A 14940-nucleotide genomic window follows, 5' to 3' on the forward strand; every position below is an offset into this window, starting at 1 on the left:
TCAAGGGCTTCGGGATGCCGCCCACGCGGGTTCCGGAGCCCTTTTACTGTCGGCTTGCTATCGGCGGGGCGACGCCCCGCATGCTTTTTGCTTTGAATGACCCAGGCTGGCGTGGCGCCGGCAGCATTAATCGTTTGACTCCAATTGCCGCCACAAAAAGTATTGTCTCCCCTGTGTAGGGTCGGAAGCGCCCGTCACAGGGGCGTGATTGCTGCAGGCAGGATTTGAGTATGTGGAGCTTCTCGGCCCTTCTCGGTTTCGCGCTGGCGTTTATTGCAACTGCCTTGAACGCAGGGGAGCTGCATGCTTCGACCATCGTCTCCCTGCCGTCCTCCGGACCTCAAGGTTATTTCCTGCGAACCGATGCTCCGGAAAGTCCGAGGCTGCGGCTGACAGGCATGATCGAGGCCGGTGACGCCGAGAAGCTGCGGGAGCAGTTGATCAAACTCCAGGCCTCCTCGCCGGCGAAACCCGGGATGCCGCTCGCCACGATCGAACTGAGCAGCCTGGGCGGCGACCTGTCCGAGGGCATCCGGATCGGCGAGTTGCTGCGGAGCTTCAAGGTCGTCGCTGTGGTGCGCAAGCAGGACGTCTGCCTGTCGGCCTGCGCACTGGCCCTTCTCGGTGGCAACGCGGTTCGCACCGCGGCGGCGTATCCGTCGGATTGCAACATCGAGATCGGCAGCAAGGTCGCCTTCCACAATTTCTTCCTCGATCGCAGCGCGCTGCGCAGCGGGACCCCTGACGACCCCGTGGCGAGCCGCCTCCAGGGTTTCGCGGATGCGCGCGGGGGTGCGGCGATGCTGATCCGATACGCCGCCGACATGGGGCTTCCGCCAAACTTCGTGGCGAACCTGATGGCGAGGCCGGTCGAGGAATTCCAGTACGTCGAGACCATCGGCGAACTCCTGGCGCTCAACCTCTGCCTGGTCGGTCTGGAACGTCCGGCGCTGCCGATGTCCCACCAGGCCGTCAATGTCTGCAACAATTCGCTGGCCGCGCCGGCGCCCCTGTCCGCCTTCATCGTCGGGCCGATCGCCGCGCCACAGGCTCGCCAGTACATGCTGGAGCGCGTGCAAGCCGGGATGAACGCCGCCAGGGCAAAGGGCAAGCTCGCGGACCAGTTCGCCACCTGGTCGGTGATGCGCGTCAAGGATGAAGTCGACAAGCTTTATGACGATCTTCGCGCGGCGGGTGTTGCCTTGCCCGAGCTGGTGGGCCCGACCTTCGAGGTCTCCCTCAACCAGTCGGGCCGCGTCCGACCAGCCTGCTATGTGAGCTTGTCGGCGACCGATCCGGACAGGTACGAGGTCGTCCTCCAGGGCGAGCGGGGGCTCACGGAGGCGATCCGGAAGCCCCTCGCCAATGCAAGGCGCATGTTCCTGTTCGATCGCCTTACGGTGGTGAACCAGCGCCCATCGTCGGGCCTGCGCGATATCGTGCTTCCCGATCTCGAAGGGCGGCAGGCGGCGCCGCTCAGCTCCGGCGTGGTGCCCGGGCGCGTCGGAGCAAGCAAGTAGAGTGGCCGGCCGGGATCAGCGCCCGCCGACCACCCAGCCCGTCTCCTTCGCGAAAGCCTCGAAGAACTCCGTCTCGTACGCCCGCTCGGGCGTCTCGCGCACGAGCTTGTCGATGCGCTCGGCATCGTGCCCCACCAGGATGCGCCAGCGTTCGTTGCGCACGCCATCGAGAATGATCGTCGCCGCCTCGGCTGCCGTGGTCGGCGCTTCCTCGAGGAAGCGCCGCGCGCGCTCCGCGATCATCCGCCGGACGTCGTCGTCCGAAAGCCTGGTGGCGTCGATGCCCATCGAGGCGATGCGGGCCCGCGCCAGCCCGACCTCGTGCGCCGTGATCTCGTCGGTCTGGTTGCCGCTCTGCAGCTTGCGCGAGTTGGCGATGATCGACGTGCCGATATGGCCGGGCATCACCACCGAGCACTTGATGTGCGGGGCATTGAGGCGCAGGTCGGTGATCAGCGCCTCGGTGAAGCCCTTCACGGCGAACTTGGCGGCGGCATAGGCGGTCTGCGGAATGTTCGGGGCGATGTAGGCCCAGAAGCCGTTCACGCTCGACGTGTTGACGATATGGCCCGCGTCGGCGCGCAGCAGCAGCGGCATGAACGTCCGCGTGCACAGATAGACGCCACCCCAGCAGATGTTGAACGTGCGCTCCCATTCGTCGCGCGAATTGACCAGGAAGCTGCCGCCGCCGCCGATGCCGGCATTGTTGAACAGGAGATGGATGCGATCGGTTTCGTGCTGCTCGGCCAACTCGTCCCGGAAGCGCTGAACCTGCGGCTCGTCGGCCACGTCGGCGACATGCGTGGTGATGCGCTGGCCCTGGCTGAGGCCGGCCGCCTCGCAAAGCCGCTTGGTTTCCGTCATCGCGCCGGCGGACACGTCGCCCAGCGCGATGCTGCAGCCCTCGGCCGCGAGCTGCCGCGCCAACTCGCGACCCATGCCCGTGCCGCCGCCGGTGATGACGGCAATCCTGCCCGCGAAATCCTTCATGATCGTTTCCTCTGTTTTTCTTCTAGGCCGAACGAAAGCGCCTGAGGGCCAGGAAGCCCAGCAGGATGAAGCCAAGCAACACGATGCCCTGCACCACCGCGAACGGCGGCTCGGAGCCGGTCGGTGCAAACCTGTTCAGGATGCCGATCTTCTGGAACGACTGCACGACCAGGACGAACACATTGAGATAGAAGGCGAACAGGGCGCTCGCGACGTAGATCCAGCGCCATGCACCCGCGAGGCGGCCGACATGGAGCGCGGCCAGCGCAAGTGCGAGCGCGACAGCCGAGACGATCCCGACGCCGATCGCCGGTGTGAAGACGGTGATGGGAAACAGGAAGCCGGTCACCGTCGTCAGCACCGTGAAGAGCAGGAACACCGAGTTCCACGTAGCCAGAGGGCGGCCCTCCAGCATGCGAGCGCACGCGATGGCGCCGGCGGCGATGGTGATCAGGCTGATGACCACGTGCACGACCGTGAAGGTCGTGATGGACATTCCGAGAATCACATTCCGTCTCCTGGGCGTCGCGGCAGCATGCGCAGATACATGATTCTCCGTTGAAGAAACCGGTCAGCAGTCTAGCGCAACCACGCAGGGGCGACAGGCCGGTTCCTGCCATATTCGGCCCTTAGGCACGCGGGCTTTCAGGAGAAGCCCATGTCCGTCTCGATCGCCCGCCGCGCGTTACTGGCCGCGCCGCTGCTTTCCCTGCCGACCTTTGCCGACGATGCGGTGTCGTCGCTTCGCGATCTGCGCGGCGGCCGTGACCCTGAGCGACAACACCGCCGGTAACCTGATGCTCGCGAGCTTCGGCGGGCCTGCGGGCTTGACGGCCTTCGCGCGTGGACTGGGCGATACGGTGACCCGCCTCGACCGCATCGAGACCGAGCTGAACGAGGGCACGCCGGGCGATCCGCGCGACACCACCTCACCGCTGGCCATGCTCGGCACGATGCAGAAGCTTGTTGCCGGCGACGTCCTGTCAGCCGCGTCGCGCGAACGCCTGATCGGCTGGTTGGTGGCGAACAAGACAGGTGACAAACGGCTGAGGGCCGGCCTGCCGGCGTCCTGGCGGATCGGCGACAAGACGGGCACGGGTGGCAACGGCAGCGCCAACGACATTGCCGTCGCCTTGGCCCCCAGGCCGCGCGCCGGTCTTCGTCACCGCCTACTACACGGGGTCCACGATCTCCGACGAGGCCCGCAGTGCGGTGATCGCCGAGGCCGGACGGATTGCGGCGGCGGGGCTCGCCTGATCAGGCAAGATCAGGCCGGCAGCTTGGGCGTGCTGGGGTGCTTGGGCAGGAAAGCGGTGAGAAGGCCCAGCAGCAGCAGGAAGGGCGTCACCTTGTAGACGGCTTCGATGCCGGCATGGTCGGCGATCTCGCCCAGCGCCGCGGCGCCGAGGCCGCCCAGGCCGAACGAGACGCCGAAGAACATGCCGGCCACCAGCCCGACCCGGCCGGGCAGGAGGTCCTGCGCATAGACCAGGATCGCGGAGAAGGCCGACGCCATGATGATCGCCACCGTGACCGCCAGGATACCGGTCCAGAACAGGTTGGCGTAGGGCAGCATCAGCGCGAAAGGCAGGGCGCCGACGATCGAGAACCACATGACCGGGATGCGGCCGACCCTGTCGCCCACGATGCCGCCCAGGATCGTGCCGGCGACGATGCCGACCAGGAAGGCGAACAGGAAGAGCTGCGCGGTCTGCACTTCCACCCCGAACTTCTCGATCAGGTAGAAGGTGAAGTAGGAGCCGAGGCTGGCGCTGTAGACGTTCTTGGAGAAGAGCAGCGCCACCAGGATCGCGACGGCGACCCCGACCTTGGCCTTCGACAGGGTCACGTGACCGGCGGCCGCGGCGGTCTTCCGCGCCGCCGGCTTCTGGCTGGCGCGGTTGGCCTTGTACCAGTGGCCAATCTGGAAGAGCACGATCATGGCGACCAATGCGGCGGCCGAGAACCACACGATGCTGCGCTGGCCGGCCGGCACGACGATGAAGGCTGCCAGCAGCGGACCTGCGGCAGAGCCCATGTTGCCGCCGACCTGGAACAGGGACTGGGCGAGACCGTAGCGCCCGCCGGCGGCCATGCGAGCGACCCGCGATGCCTCGGGATGGAAGACCGAGGAACCCATGCCGATCAGCGCTGCTGCGAACAGGATCAGAGGATAGGTACTCGCCTGCGACATCAGCAGGAGGCCCACCAGGGTGAAACCCATGCCGACCATCAGGGAATAAGGCTGGGGCTTCCTGTCGGTGTACATGCCGACGACCGGCTGCAGCATCGACGCCGTGCACTGGAAGGCCAGCGTGATGAATCCGATCTGGCCGAATGACAGTGCGTATGAATCCTTGAGGATCGGATACAGCGCCGGCACCAGCGACTGCATCATGTCGTTGAGCAGGTGGCAGAAGCTGAGCGACAGGATGACGGCGAAGGTCGTGTTGTTGGCGGACGCGGCGCCGGAAAGGGCCGGGGCCGCGGGGGCAGAGACGGGCGCTGCGCCGGCTGCCATCGTGTTGTCGGTCATTCTCGAACTTTAGGCGCCGGCACTCTCCGTCGCCAGCACCACCCCGGCAGACCAGCCTTGCGGCGGCGGTGGTGCCCGACTGGGTTGAACTTTCGCGGCACCGATGCGTTGCATCGCTTGTGCGCACCGACGTTCCCGCCCGACTCGACCGACTCCCGTGGAGCCGATTCCATCGGCTGGTCGTGATCGCGCTCGGCATCACCTGGATCCTCGACGGTCTGGAAGTCACCTTGGCGGGTTCCGTGGCGGCGGCCCTGCAGACCAGCCCGCGCCTGCAGCTCACGGCCGAACAGGTCGGCCTGACGGGCAGCGCCTATCTCGCAGGTGCGGTGCTGGGGGCGCTGTTCTTCGGGCATCTCACCGACCGGCTGGGCCGCAAGAAGCTGTTCAACATCACCCTGGGCGTCTACCTGGTCGCCACGGCGGCGACGGCCTTCTCATGGGACTTCTACAGTTTCCTGCTGTTCCGCTTCCTGACTGGCGCGGGAATCGGCGGCGAGTATTCGGCGATCAATTCGGCGATCCAGGAATTGATTCCGGCGCGCCTGCGCGGCCGCATCGATCTCGCCATCAATGGCAGCTTCTGGCTCGGTGCGGCCGGCGGCGCGGTGCTATCGGTCTGGCTGCTCGATCCCAACGTTCTCGACCCCGACATGGGCTGGCGGGTCGCCTTCGGCAGCGGCGCCGTGCTGGGCCTCGTCATCCTCTACCTGCGTCGCTACCTGCCGGAGAGCCCGCGCTGGCTGATGATCCATGGCAAGCCCCGCGAGGCCGAGGGTGTCGTCGAGGAGATCGAGGCGCGGGTGGAGGCTGACACGGGCAAGAAGCTGGAGCCGGTGACGCGGTGGCTGACGCTCGGCGATCCGCACAAGACGACGATGCTCTCCGTGGCGCGAACCCTGCTCAAGTACGATCGCAGCCGCACGATCCTCGGACTGGTGCTGATGGCCTCGCAGGCCTTCGTCTACAACGCGATCTTCTTCACCTACGCGCTGATCCTGACCAAATTCTACAATGTGCCGGGCGACAAGGTCGGCCTCTACATCCTGCCTTTCGCCATCGGCAACTTCCTGGGCCCGCTGCTGCTGGGGCCATTGTTCGACACGCTCGGGCGCCGGCAGATGATCACGGCCACCTACGCGATCTCGGGCGTGCTGCTGGCCGTGACGGGCTGGATGTTCGATGCCGGCCATCTCGACGCCACGACCCAGACGGCGATGTGGAGCGTCGTCTTCTTCTTTGCCTCGGCGGCGGCGAGTGCGGCCTATCTCACGGTCGGCGAGTGTTTCCCGCTCGAGATCCGGGCGCTCACCATCGCCCTATTCTATGCCTTCGGCACGCTGATCGGCGGGGTCGGTGGGCCGTGGCTGTTCGGGGTGCTGATCGCGGGCGGCCGCTCGACCGAAATCATGTGGGGCTACCTGCTGGGCGCCGCGCTGATGATCGCGGCCGCCTTGGTCACCCTGAAGCTCGGCGTTGCCGCAGAGGGCAAGTCGCTGGAGGAGGTGGCGCCGCCTCTCTCCAGCGAGCACCGTGCGTAGCGGGCTACGCCACGCGAACGGGGCGGGCGCGCTGGTTATAGAGCAGCTTGCGGATGCGCTCCTGCTCCTCGGGCGGCAGCTTCTCGCGATCGACCGAGAAGTCGGCGCCGACCGCCATGCCCTTCTGGACGGCGGGACGCGCCCCCAGCTCCTCGAACCAGCGCTTGAAGTAGGGGAACTCCTCGATGTCCTGGCCCTGGAACTTCCAGTTCACCGTCCACGGGTAACAGATCATGTCGGCGATCGTGTACTGGTCGCCCGCGAGGTACCGGTGCTTGTAGAGGCGGTTGTTCAGCACGCCGTACAGCCGGTTCACCTCGTCGGTGAAGCGCCGGATCGCATAGCTCTGGTCGCCTTCCTTGGCCTGGTCGACGCGGCGGAAGTGGCCGCACTCGCCGCTCTTCGGTCCCTGGTTGGCCATCTGCCAGATCAGCCATTCGTTCACTTCGTGCTTTGTCCGGAGATCCTGCGGGTAGTACTTCCCAGCCTTCTCGGCGATGTACATCATGATGGCGCCGGACTCGAAGACAACCAGCGGCTTGCCGCCGTCGGCCGGCGCGTTGTCGACCATCACCGGCATGCGGTGATTGGGGTTCATCTCCAGGAAGGCATCGGTGAACTGGTCGCCCTGTCCGATGTTCACCGGCACGACCTTGTAGGGCAGGCCGCATTCCTCGAGCAGGATGGTGACCTTCTTGCCGTTGGGCGTCGGCCAGTAGTGCAGATCGATCATGTGCTTCCTCCGAAGAGCGGTATTTGGGCGGGAGGCCGGCAGCCTCCGCCGGTCATCGCGGCCCGTCAATGGTGTATGTTCGTTGCCAATCAACGAGCCGGGAGAACACCAGGTGGCGGACACAAATCAGGATCCGAGATCGATTCGCCGGCTGGAGGATTCGCGCTTCCTGACCGGGCACGGCCGTTATGTCGAGGACATTGCCGAGCCCGGGGCGCTGCACGGCTACGTTCTGCGTTCGCCGCATGCCCATGCCCTGATCCGTTCGCTCGACGTGTCGTCTGCGGCATCGATGCCGGGCGTTCATCTGACTGCCACGGCCGACGATCTCGCCGCGGACGGGCTGGGCTTCATGCCGTGCCTGGCGGCAGTCAAGCCGTTGATCGTGCCGCCCCGCCCGGCGCTGGCGGCGGGCCGCGTCCGCCATGTCGGCGATCCGGTCTGCTTCGTGGTGGCCGACAGCGTCGAGATCGCACGCGAGGCGGCGGAGCGGATCGAGATCGACTACGAGCCGCTGCCGTCGGTGATCAACGGTCGCACGGCGCTGGCGGAAGGCGCCCCCGCATTATGGGACGAGGCGGCAGGCAACCTCGTCTATCACGTGCAGCGCGGCGACCATTCAGCCGTGGCCGCGGCGATGAAGGATGCCGCGCACATCGTCGAGGTCGACGTGACGAACAATCGTGTCATCGTCGTGCCGCTGGAGCCGCGCGCGGGCATCGCGCGCTACGATTCGGCAACGGACGCGATGGATCTCGAACTGACGGGGCAGGGGCTGCACGGCATCCGCCGCCAGCTCGCGGAGTTCATCTTCAAGGTTGCTCCCGAGCGGATCCAGCTCCACGCGCCCGATGTCGGTGGCGGCTTCGGGATGAAGAACTTCCTCTATCCCGAATGGATCCTGCTTCTGTGGGCCGCGCGCCGTCTGAAGCGCCCGGTCCGCTGGCTCGCCGACCGCGCCGAGGATTTCGTGATGGGGGCTCAGGGCCGCGATATCGAGGCGACGGCGCGCATGGCACTCGACGCGGCGGGCCGCATCCTGGCGCTCGACGTGGCGATGGTCGCCAATCTCGGCGCCTATCTCTCGGGCAACGGGCCCGGCGCCTCGGTCGTTGCCGCCTCGACGGCGCAGGGCGGCGTCTACGACATTCCCGCGATCGCCGTCGACGTGCGCGGCGCGGTCACGAATACGACGCCGGTCGACGCCTATCGTGGTGCGGGCAAGCCCGAGGCCAACTACATCGTCGAACGTGCCATCGAGGCGGCGGCGCGTGTCCTGGGCCGCGATCCGGCGGACCTGCGGCGGCAGAACCTGATCTCGTCGTTTCCTCACCGGACGGCGATGGGCATGGCGATCGACTCCGGCGGCTTCGTCGCCAATCTCGACGCCGCCGTGGCGCGCATGCCCGGCTTCGAGGAGCGGCGTGCGGCGGCGAAGGCGCGGGGCCGCCTGCGCGGCTTGGGCGTCGCCTGCTTCCTCGAGACGTCGCGCGGCGCGCCCAATGAAGGAGCGGAGGTGCGGTTCGAGCCGGATGGCAGCGTCATGATCGCCGTCGGTACCGAATCGAACGGGCAGGGGCATGAGACGTCGTTCGCCCAGATCGCCTCGAAGCATCTTGGCCTGCCCCTCGAAACCTTCCGCTACATCCAGGCCGACACGCGGATCGTGCGCAGCGGGGCAGGTCACGGCGGCGCGCGCTCGATGCACATGGGGGGTGCGGCGCTGGTCAAGGCGATGGACGCAGCCCTGTCGAAAGCACGACGGCTGGCGGCCCATCTCTTGCAAGCCAGCGAGCATGAGCTCGAGTACGACCAGGGGCGCTTTACGGTGCGCGGCAGCGATCACGGCATGTCGCTTGCTGCCCTTGCCGCCAGCGCTCAGGACGCGTCGAACCTGCCGGACGGCATGTCACCCGGGCTCGGCGAGCACGTCTTGAACATCACCGACGTTTTCACTTTCCCCAGCGGCTGCCACGTCGCCGAGGTCGAGATCGATCCCGAGACCGGTGCCATCGACCTGCTGCGCTACACCGCGGTCGACGATTACGGTCGCCTGATCAATCCGATGCTGACCGAGGGCCAGGTGCAGGGCGGCCTTGCCCAGGGTATCGGCCAGGCCCTGCTCGAGCATACGGTCTACGATTCGCAATCCGGTCAGCTCCTCAGCGGCTCGCTGATGGACTACGCGCTGCCGCGCGCGACCGACTTGCCCTTCTTCGACATCGAGCTGATCGAGCGGCCGACCGAGGCCAATCCGCTCGGCGTCAAGGGCTCCGGCCAGGCGGGCTGCATCGGCGCGCCCCAGACGGTGATGGCCGCCGTACTCGACGCGCTGCGCCCGGCCGGAGTCGAGCGTCTGGAAATGCCGGCCACGCCGGTGCGCGTCTGGGAGGCGCTGCGAGCCGCGAAGCCCGGGCGTTGACGCCCAAGCCCGCGCCTCACCCCGCACCCGCCGGCCAGCGCATCCTGGCCGGCATTCTCTTCATGTGCGGCGCCGGGCTGTTGTTTCCCGTCATGAGCGGCTTCGCGAAATTTCTCGGCGCCGACTACAACACGCTTCAGATCTCGTGGGCGCGGGCGTTCGGCCACATCGTGTTCATGCTGATCTTCTTCGTCCCGAAGTTCGGGCTGGGCATGCTGCGCACGCGCCGGCTCGGCACGCAGCTCATGCGCTCGCTGATGCTGTTCACGTCGAACGTCGCGAGCTTCCTCGCCATCGTCTACATCCCGCTCGGTCAGGCGGCTGCGATCACCATGATGGCGCCGCTGCTCGTGCTGCCGCTTGCCTGGCTGGTTCTGGGCGAACGCGCCGCGCGGGCCCATATCGGCGCGTTGTTGGTCGGCTTCGTGGGCGTGCTGATCCTGATCCAGCCGGGCAGCGCGGTCTTCCAGTGGGCGGCGCTGCTGCCGCTGCTGAGCGCGGCCTGCTACGCCATCTATCAGGTCCTGACGCGACTCATCTCGGCCATCGACACGCCGGAGACCTCGACGATCTACAGCTCGATCGTGGGCGGCTTCGGCATGCTGCTGGTCCTGCCGTTCGTCTGGAAGACGCCGCACGGTGCTCGCGACATCATCTTCTTCTGCAGCCTCGGCGTGCTCGGTGCCATGGGCCACTATTTCGTGGCGCGGGCGCTTACCTATGCACCGGCCAACATCGTGGCGCCGTTCCAGTACATGCAGCTCATCGGCTCGGTGGTCGTGGGCTATTTCTTCTTCGGCGATTTCCCGGATTTCCTGGGCTGGGTCGGTGCCGCCATCATCGTCGGCGCCGGCCTCTATATCGGCTGGTCGCAGCGAAAGCCGGGTTAGCCCACCGTCACCGGTGAGAAGTCGACGTACCAGCTCTTGGGATGGACGTAGCCCTTCACCTTGGACGAGATCGCGTTCGGCCAGACGTCGTGGACGAACCACACGAACACCGCCTGGTCGACCATGCGGGTGTTGATCCTGGCCAATACCTTGTCGAGTTCCCCCGGGTCGGACGTGGTGCGCGCCTCGGCGGCCAGCTTGTCGAACTCCGGATCGTTGATGTAGCCCCAGTTCGAGCCCTTGGGCGGGACCTGCTGGCTGTCGACGAAGCGCATGAAGGCGTTGTGCGGGTCCATCGTGTTCCAGCTCACGTTGATGGCGCTGAACGAAGCCGCTTCCGGCGCCTTGGCGCCCTGGCGCATGAAGTTCAGCAGCGCGTTCCAGTCCATCACCTGGAACTCGAGGTCGACGCCGACTTCGGCGAATTGCTGCTGGATGAACTCGTTCATGATCAGCGGATACATCTGGCCAGAGCCGGAGGTCGAGATCGCGACCTTCATCTTGAGCTTCTTCTGCGGACCGTAGCCCGCCTCGGCCAGCAGCTTCTTCGCCTCCGCCGGATCATAGCGGATCTTGAAGCTCGGATTGCCGAACCAGGGATGGTCGGTCGGCACGCAGCCCACGGCCGGGGCGGCGAGGCCGTTCAGCAGCTTCACCATCGCGTCGCGGTCGACCGCGAGGTTCAGCGCCTTGCGCACCCGAATGTCGGCGGTCGGCGCGCCCGGCAGCATGCTCAGCGTATAGGGCCACATATGCGGGATCGCGTTCGTCTCGATATTGCAGCCGGCGGCGCGCAGCCTGTCGAGCGAATCGGGCGCGGGCGCCTCGATCCAGTCGACCCGGCCCGACAGGAGGGCCGCGGTACGCGTGGAGACGTCGGGGATCGGCAGCAGCACCATGCGCTCGCTCTTGGGCACGCGCGCCTTGTCCCAGTAATCGTTGTTGCGCTCCAGCTCGGCGCGCTCGCGCGGCGTCCACGACTTCATCTTCCACGGGCCGGTGCCTGACGGCGACTTGCGATAGGCCTGCCAGTCCCGGCCGACCTTGTCGAAATTGGCCGGACTCGAGATCGGGAAGCGGTTGAGCAGAGACGGCATGATCGTGTCGACGCCCTTGGTCTGCAGCTCGACCTTGTAGTCGTCGATCTTCCGGTAGCCGACCAGCGGCCAGAGAGCCGCCAGCAGCACGCTGCGTCCTACGCGGTCGAAGACCGGCGACTTGTCGTTCAGGGCGCGGTCGATGCTGAAGATCACCGCGTCGGCGTTGAAGTCCGAGCCGTCATGGAACTTCACGCCCTGGCGCAGCTCGAAGATCCATTTCGTCGGATCGGCCGGGTCCTGGTACCACTTGGTCGCGAGCCCGGGCACCAGCTTCGCCGGGGCGGTCGCGGACGACAGGTCCCAGGCGACCAGCGGGTCGTACATCGTATAGCCCATGAAGCGGATGCCTTCGGTGCCCTGGTCCGGCGCGCCGTCGGTTGCCGGAATGTCGGCAAGCGTCATGGCGATTCGAAGCGTCGAAGGCTGCTGTGCCTTGGCCGAGCTCGAGCCGATGAAGGGAAGGGCGGTGCCGGCGAGTAGAGCGGCGCGACGGGTGAGCATGCGAAACCTCCGTGGTTCCGTTGCACGAAGCACGAAACGAGCCACTGCACGGCATGGTGGACGCGGCATGCTTCTTGCTGTTTTGCTGTCGATCATGGCCGCCCTGAATACGCTCACTGCCACCGAACTGGCGCAAAGACTGGACGCTGGAGCGGCAACCGCCGAGGCGATCGTGCGCGATCATCTCGAACGCATCGACCAGCGCGACGCCGACGTGCTCGCCTGGTCGCATCTCGCGCGCGAGGCTGCCCTGGAAACCGCCAGGATGCTCGATCGCGGACCACGCCGGGGCCTGCTGCACGGCATCCCGATGGGCGTGAAGGACATCATCGATTCGTTCGACCAGCCGACGACCTACGGCTCGCCGATCTATCGCACGCACCAGCCGCTCGCCGATGCCGCCACCGTGGCGCTGGCGCGCCAGGCCGGCGCCATCCTGCTCGGCAAGACGGTGACCACGGAGTTCGCCAACCGCCATCCCGGCCCGACGAAGAACCCGCACAATCCCGCGCATACGCCCGGCGGCTCCTCGTCCGGCTCGGCGGCGGCCGTCGCGGACTTCCAGAGCGTGCTCGGCACCGGCACGCAGACCGGCGGCTCGGTGATCCGTCCCGCCGCTTTTTGCGGCATCGTCGGCTACAAACCGAGCTACGGGCATTTCGCGCCGGCCGGCATGAAAGCCAATACGGAGTGGCTCGACACGATTGGTGCCTATGCGCGCAGCGTCGAGGACATTGCCCTGTTCCGGGCAGCACTCATGGCGATCCCTTACGCGCCGATCGCCAGGCTCGACCGGCCGCCTCGGATCGCCGTCGCCTTCACGCATCATCGCGACGAGCTGTCGCCCGAGGGCACCAAGGCCGTGAACGACGCGGCGGCGGCCTTCGCCAAGGCGGGTGCCCAGGTGAAGGAGATCGAGCTGCCCACGCCGGTACGCGACATGACCCAGGGCCAGAAGACGCTGTCGGCCTTCGACGGGCCGCGCGCCCATGCCGACGAGGCGCGGCGCTTTCCCGGGCTGCTGAGCGAGAGCCTGAAGAAGGACAAGCTCGAGGCCGGCTCGAAGATCGACTATGCGACCTGGGTCGACGCCCGCAAGCTCGGCGAGACCGGACGCGCCGCCGTCGACGCGCTGTTCGAAGAGATCGACGTCATCCTGACGGCGCCGGCCAAGGGCGAAGCGCCGCTCGGCCTCGAACGCACCGGCGACGCCACCTTCAACCTGCTCTGGACCTATCTCTGGATGCCCTGCGTGACCCTGCCGCTGACAAAGGGACCGACGGGCTTGCCGGTCGGCGTGCAACTGGTCGGTCGCCAGCACGAGGATGCAGGCCTGCTCGACATCGCCGCCTGGGCGCGGGGTGTGCTGTCATGAAGGAGATCACAGCCCTCGAAGCCGTTGCCGCCATCGAAGCCGGCACGCTGACCTCCGAGAGACTGGTGCGCGGCTGTCTCGACCGCATCGCCGAACGCGACGGTGTCGTGAAGGCCTGGGCCCATCTCGATCCCGACCAGGCCATCGCCCAGGCCCGGGCGGCCGACGCTGCAAGTGGCGGACTGCTGCGCGGCATCCCGGTCGGTGTGAAAGACATCATCGACACCTACGACATGCCGACCGGCCACAACTCGCCGATCTTCGAGGGCAAGGTGCCGTTCGGCGATGCCGCCTGCGTGGCGCTGTGCCGGACCGCCAATGCCGTCATCATGGGCAAGACGGTGACGACGGAGTTCGCCAACCGTCACGCCGGCGCGACCACGAACCCGCACAACGCCGCCTACACGCCGGGTGGCTCGTCCTCCGGGTCAGCCGCCGCGGTGGCCGACGGCCACGTGCCGCTGGCCTTCGGTACGCAGACCGGCGGCTCGGTGATCCGCCCCGCCGCCTACTGCGGCGTGGTGGGCTACAAGCCGACTTTCGGCGACTTCTCCCGCGTCGGTATCAAGATGCAGTGCCATTCGGTCGACACGCTGGGCCTGATGGCGCGAACGCTCGACGATATCGCGCTGTTCCGTGCCGCCGTGCTGAAGCTGCCGCCGGTCCGCATCGACCGGGACATCGGCCGGCCGCGCATCGGCGTCTGCCGGTCACCGGTCTGGGACAAGGCCGAGCCCGAAACCAAGGCGCTGATCGAGCAGACCGCGACCAGGCTCTCCGACAAGGGGGCGTCGGTGATCGACGTGGCCTTTGCCGCCCCGTTCGCCGACATCATCGACGACCATGCCGCGATCACCGGCTTCGAGAGCGTGCGCAACTATGCCGACGAGCGGGTGCGCAATCCCGACAAGCTCAGCGACGAGCTGATGAACGGCCCGATGAAGCGCGGCCTCGCCGTCTCCTTCGAGCGTTACGTCGCAGCCCAGCGCAAGGCCACGGCCTTCAAGGCGCATGTCGATTCGCTGTTCGACAGGGTGGACCTGCTTCTGACACCAAGCGCGCCCGGCGAGGCACCGCAGGGGATCGCCTTCACCGGCGATCCGGTCTTCAATTCGATCTGGACGCTGGCGGGCACGCCGTGCGTGACCCTGCCGGCCGGCACCGGTCCACGGGGCCTGCCGCTCGGCGTCCAGCTCGTCGGCCTGCGTCATGCCGACGACCGGCTGCTTTCCCTTGCCGCCTGGGTGGCGGCGCATCTCAATTGATGAACACACAAACCCTCATCCTGAGGAGCGGCCCTCAGGGCCGCGTCTCGAAGGATGGGATCCCGCA

At 66.9% G+C, this 14940-nt stretch carries 12 protein-coding genes and 1 pseudogene; 8 read left to right on the forward strand and 5 right to left on the reverse strand.

What is annotated here, in order from left to right:
• The first annotated feature begins 398 nt into the window (after nt 1-398).
• Complete coding sequence (locus tag Q7V45_RS19940) at nt 399-1520, forward strand: hypothetical protein (RefSeq protein ID WP_304855267.1); 1122 nt, start codon at nt 399-401, stop codon at nt 1518-1520.
• Nucleotides 1521-1535: 15 nt separating this feature from the next.
• On the opposite strand, the gene Q7V45_RS19945 is transcribed toward Q7V45_RS19940, so the two are convergent.
• The gene (locus tag Q7V45_RS19945; protein WP_304855268.1) at nt 1536-2510 is read right to left on the reverse strand and encodes an SDR family oxidoreductase; all 975 of its coding nucleotides are present in this window, start codon (nt 2508-2510) and stop codon (nt 1536-1538) included.
• A gap of 22 nt (nt 2511-2532) precedes the next feature.
• Nucleotides 2533-3006, reverse strand: a complete 474-nt coding sequence (locus Q7V45_RS19950) for a hypothetical protein (protein ID WP_304855270.1) — start codon at nt 3004-3006, stop codon at nt 2533-2535.
• 162 nt (nt 3007-3168) lie between these two features.
• Between Q7V45_RS19950 and Q7V45_RS19955 the strand changes: the two genes are divergently transcribed.
• Together Q7V45_RS19955 and bla are read left to right on the forward strand one after the other, a co-directional pair.
• Entirely contained in the window at nt 3169-3303 is a 135-nt protein-coding gene (locus Q7V45_RS19955) for a hypothetical protein (protein ID WP_304855272.1), read from the forward strand.
• A pseudogene (gene bla / locus Q7V45_RS19960) lies at nt 3260-3767 on the forward strand (class A beta-lactamase); the annotation flags it as partial. The gene Q7V45_RS19955 and the pseudogene bla, both read left to right, overlap by 44 nt.
• 10 nt (nt 3768-3777) lie before the next feature.
• Here bla and Q7V45_RS19965 read toward each other — a convergent pair.
• Entirely contained in the window at nt 3778-5046 is a 1269-nt protein-coding gene (locus tag Q7V45_RS19965; RefSeq protein WP_304855275.1) for an MFS transporter, read from the reverse strand.
• Between the two features lie 68 nt (nt 5047-5114).
• Here Q7V45_RS19965 and Q7V45_RS19970 point away from each other — a divergent pair, with 68 nt between their 5' ends.
• The gene (locus Q7V45_RS19970) at nt 5115-6587 is read left to right on the forward strand and encodes an MFS transporter (RefSeq protein ID WP_304855277.1); all 1473 of its coding nucleotides are present in this window, start codon (nt 5115-5117) and stop codon (nt 6585-6587) included.
• Between the two features lie 4 nt (nt 6588-6591).
• Here Q7V45_RS19970 and Q7V45_RS19975 read toward each other — a convergent pair whose 3' ends face one another.
• A complete protein-coding gene (locus Q7V45_RS19975; protein WP_304855279.1) occupies nt 6592-7320 on the reverse strand; it encodes a glutathione S-transferase N-terminal domain-containing protein in 729 nt (242 codons plus the stop codon).
• Between the two features lie 112 nt (nt 7321-7432).
• Between Q7V45_RS19975 and Q7V45_RS19980 the strand changes: the two genes are divergently transcribed.
• Together Q7V45_RS19980 and Q7V45_RS19985 are read left to right on the forward strand one after the other, a co-directional pair.
• Entirely contained in the window at nt 7433-9742 is a 2310-nt protein-coding gene (locus Q7V45_RS19980) for a xanthine dehydrogenase family protein molybdopterin-binding subunit (RefSeq protein ID WP_304855283.1), read from the forward strand.
• Entirely contained in the window at nt 9739-10632 is an 894-nt protein-coding gene (locus tag Q7V45_RS19985; protein ID WP_304855286.1) for a DMT family transporter, read from the forward strand. Before Q7V45_RS19980 ends, Q7V45_RS19985 begins: the two co-directional genes overlap by 4 nt.
• Here Q7V45_RS19985 and Q7V45_RS19990 read toward each other — a convergent pair.
• Complete coding sequence (locus Q7V45_RS19990; protein ID WP_304855290.1) at nt 10629-12233, reverse strand: ABC transporter substrate-binding protein; 1605 nt, start codon at nt 12231-12233, stop codon at nt 10629-10631. The genes Q7V45_RS19985 and Q7V45_RS19990 overlap by 4 nt on opposite strands.
• A gap of 67 nt (nt 12234-12300) precedes the next feature.
• Here Q7V45_RS19990 and Q7V45_RS19995 point away from each other — a divergent pair, with 67 nt between their 5' ends.
• Both Q7V45_RS19995 and Q7V45_RS20000 read left to right on the forward strand, forming a co-directional pair.
• Entirely contained in the window at nt 12301-13608 is a 1308-nt protein-coding gene (locus tag Q7V45_RS19995; protein ID WP_304855292.1) for an amidase, read from the forward strand.
• On the forward strand, nt 13605-14873 hold the full coding sequence (locus tag Q7V45_RS20000) for an amidase (RefSeq protein ID WP_304855294.1): 1269 nt from the start codon (nt 13605-13607) through the stop codon (nt 14871-14873). Before Q7V45_RS19995 ends, Q7V45_RS20000 begins: the two co-directional genes overlap by 4 nt.
• The last annotated feature ends 67 nt before the right edge of the window (nt 14874-14940 follow it).

The sequence above is a fragment of the Reyranella sp. genome (assembly GCF_030651995.1).
Lineage (GTDB): Bacteria > Pseudomonadota > Alphaproteobacteria > Reyranellales > Reyranellaceae > Reyranella.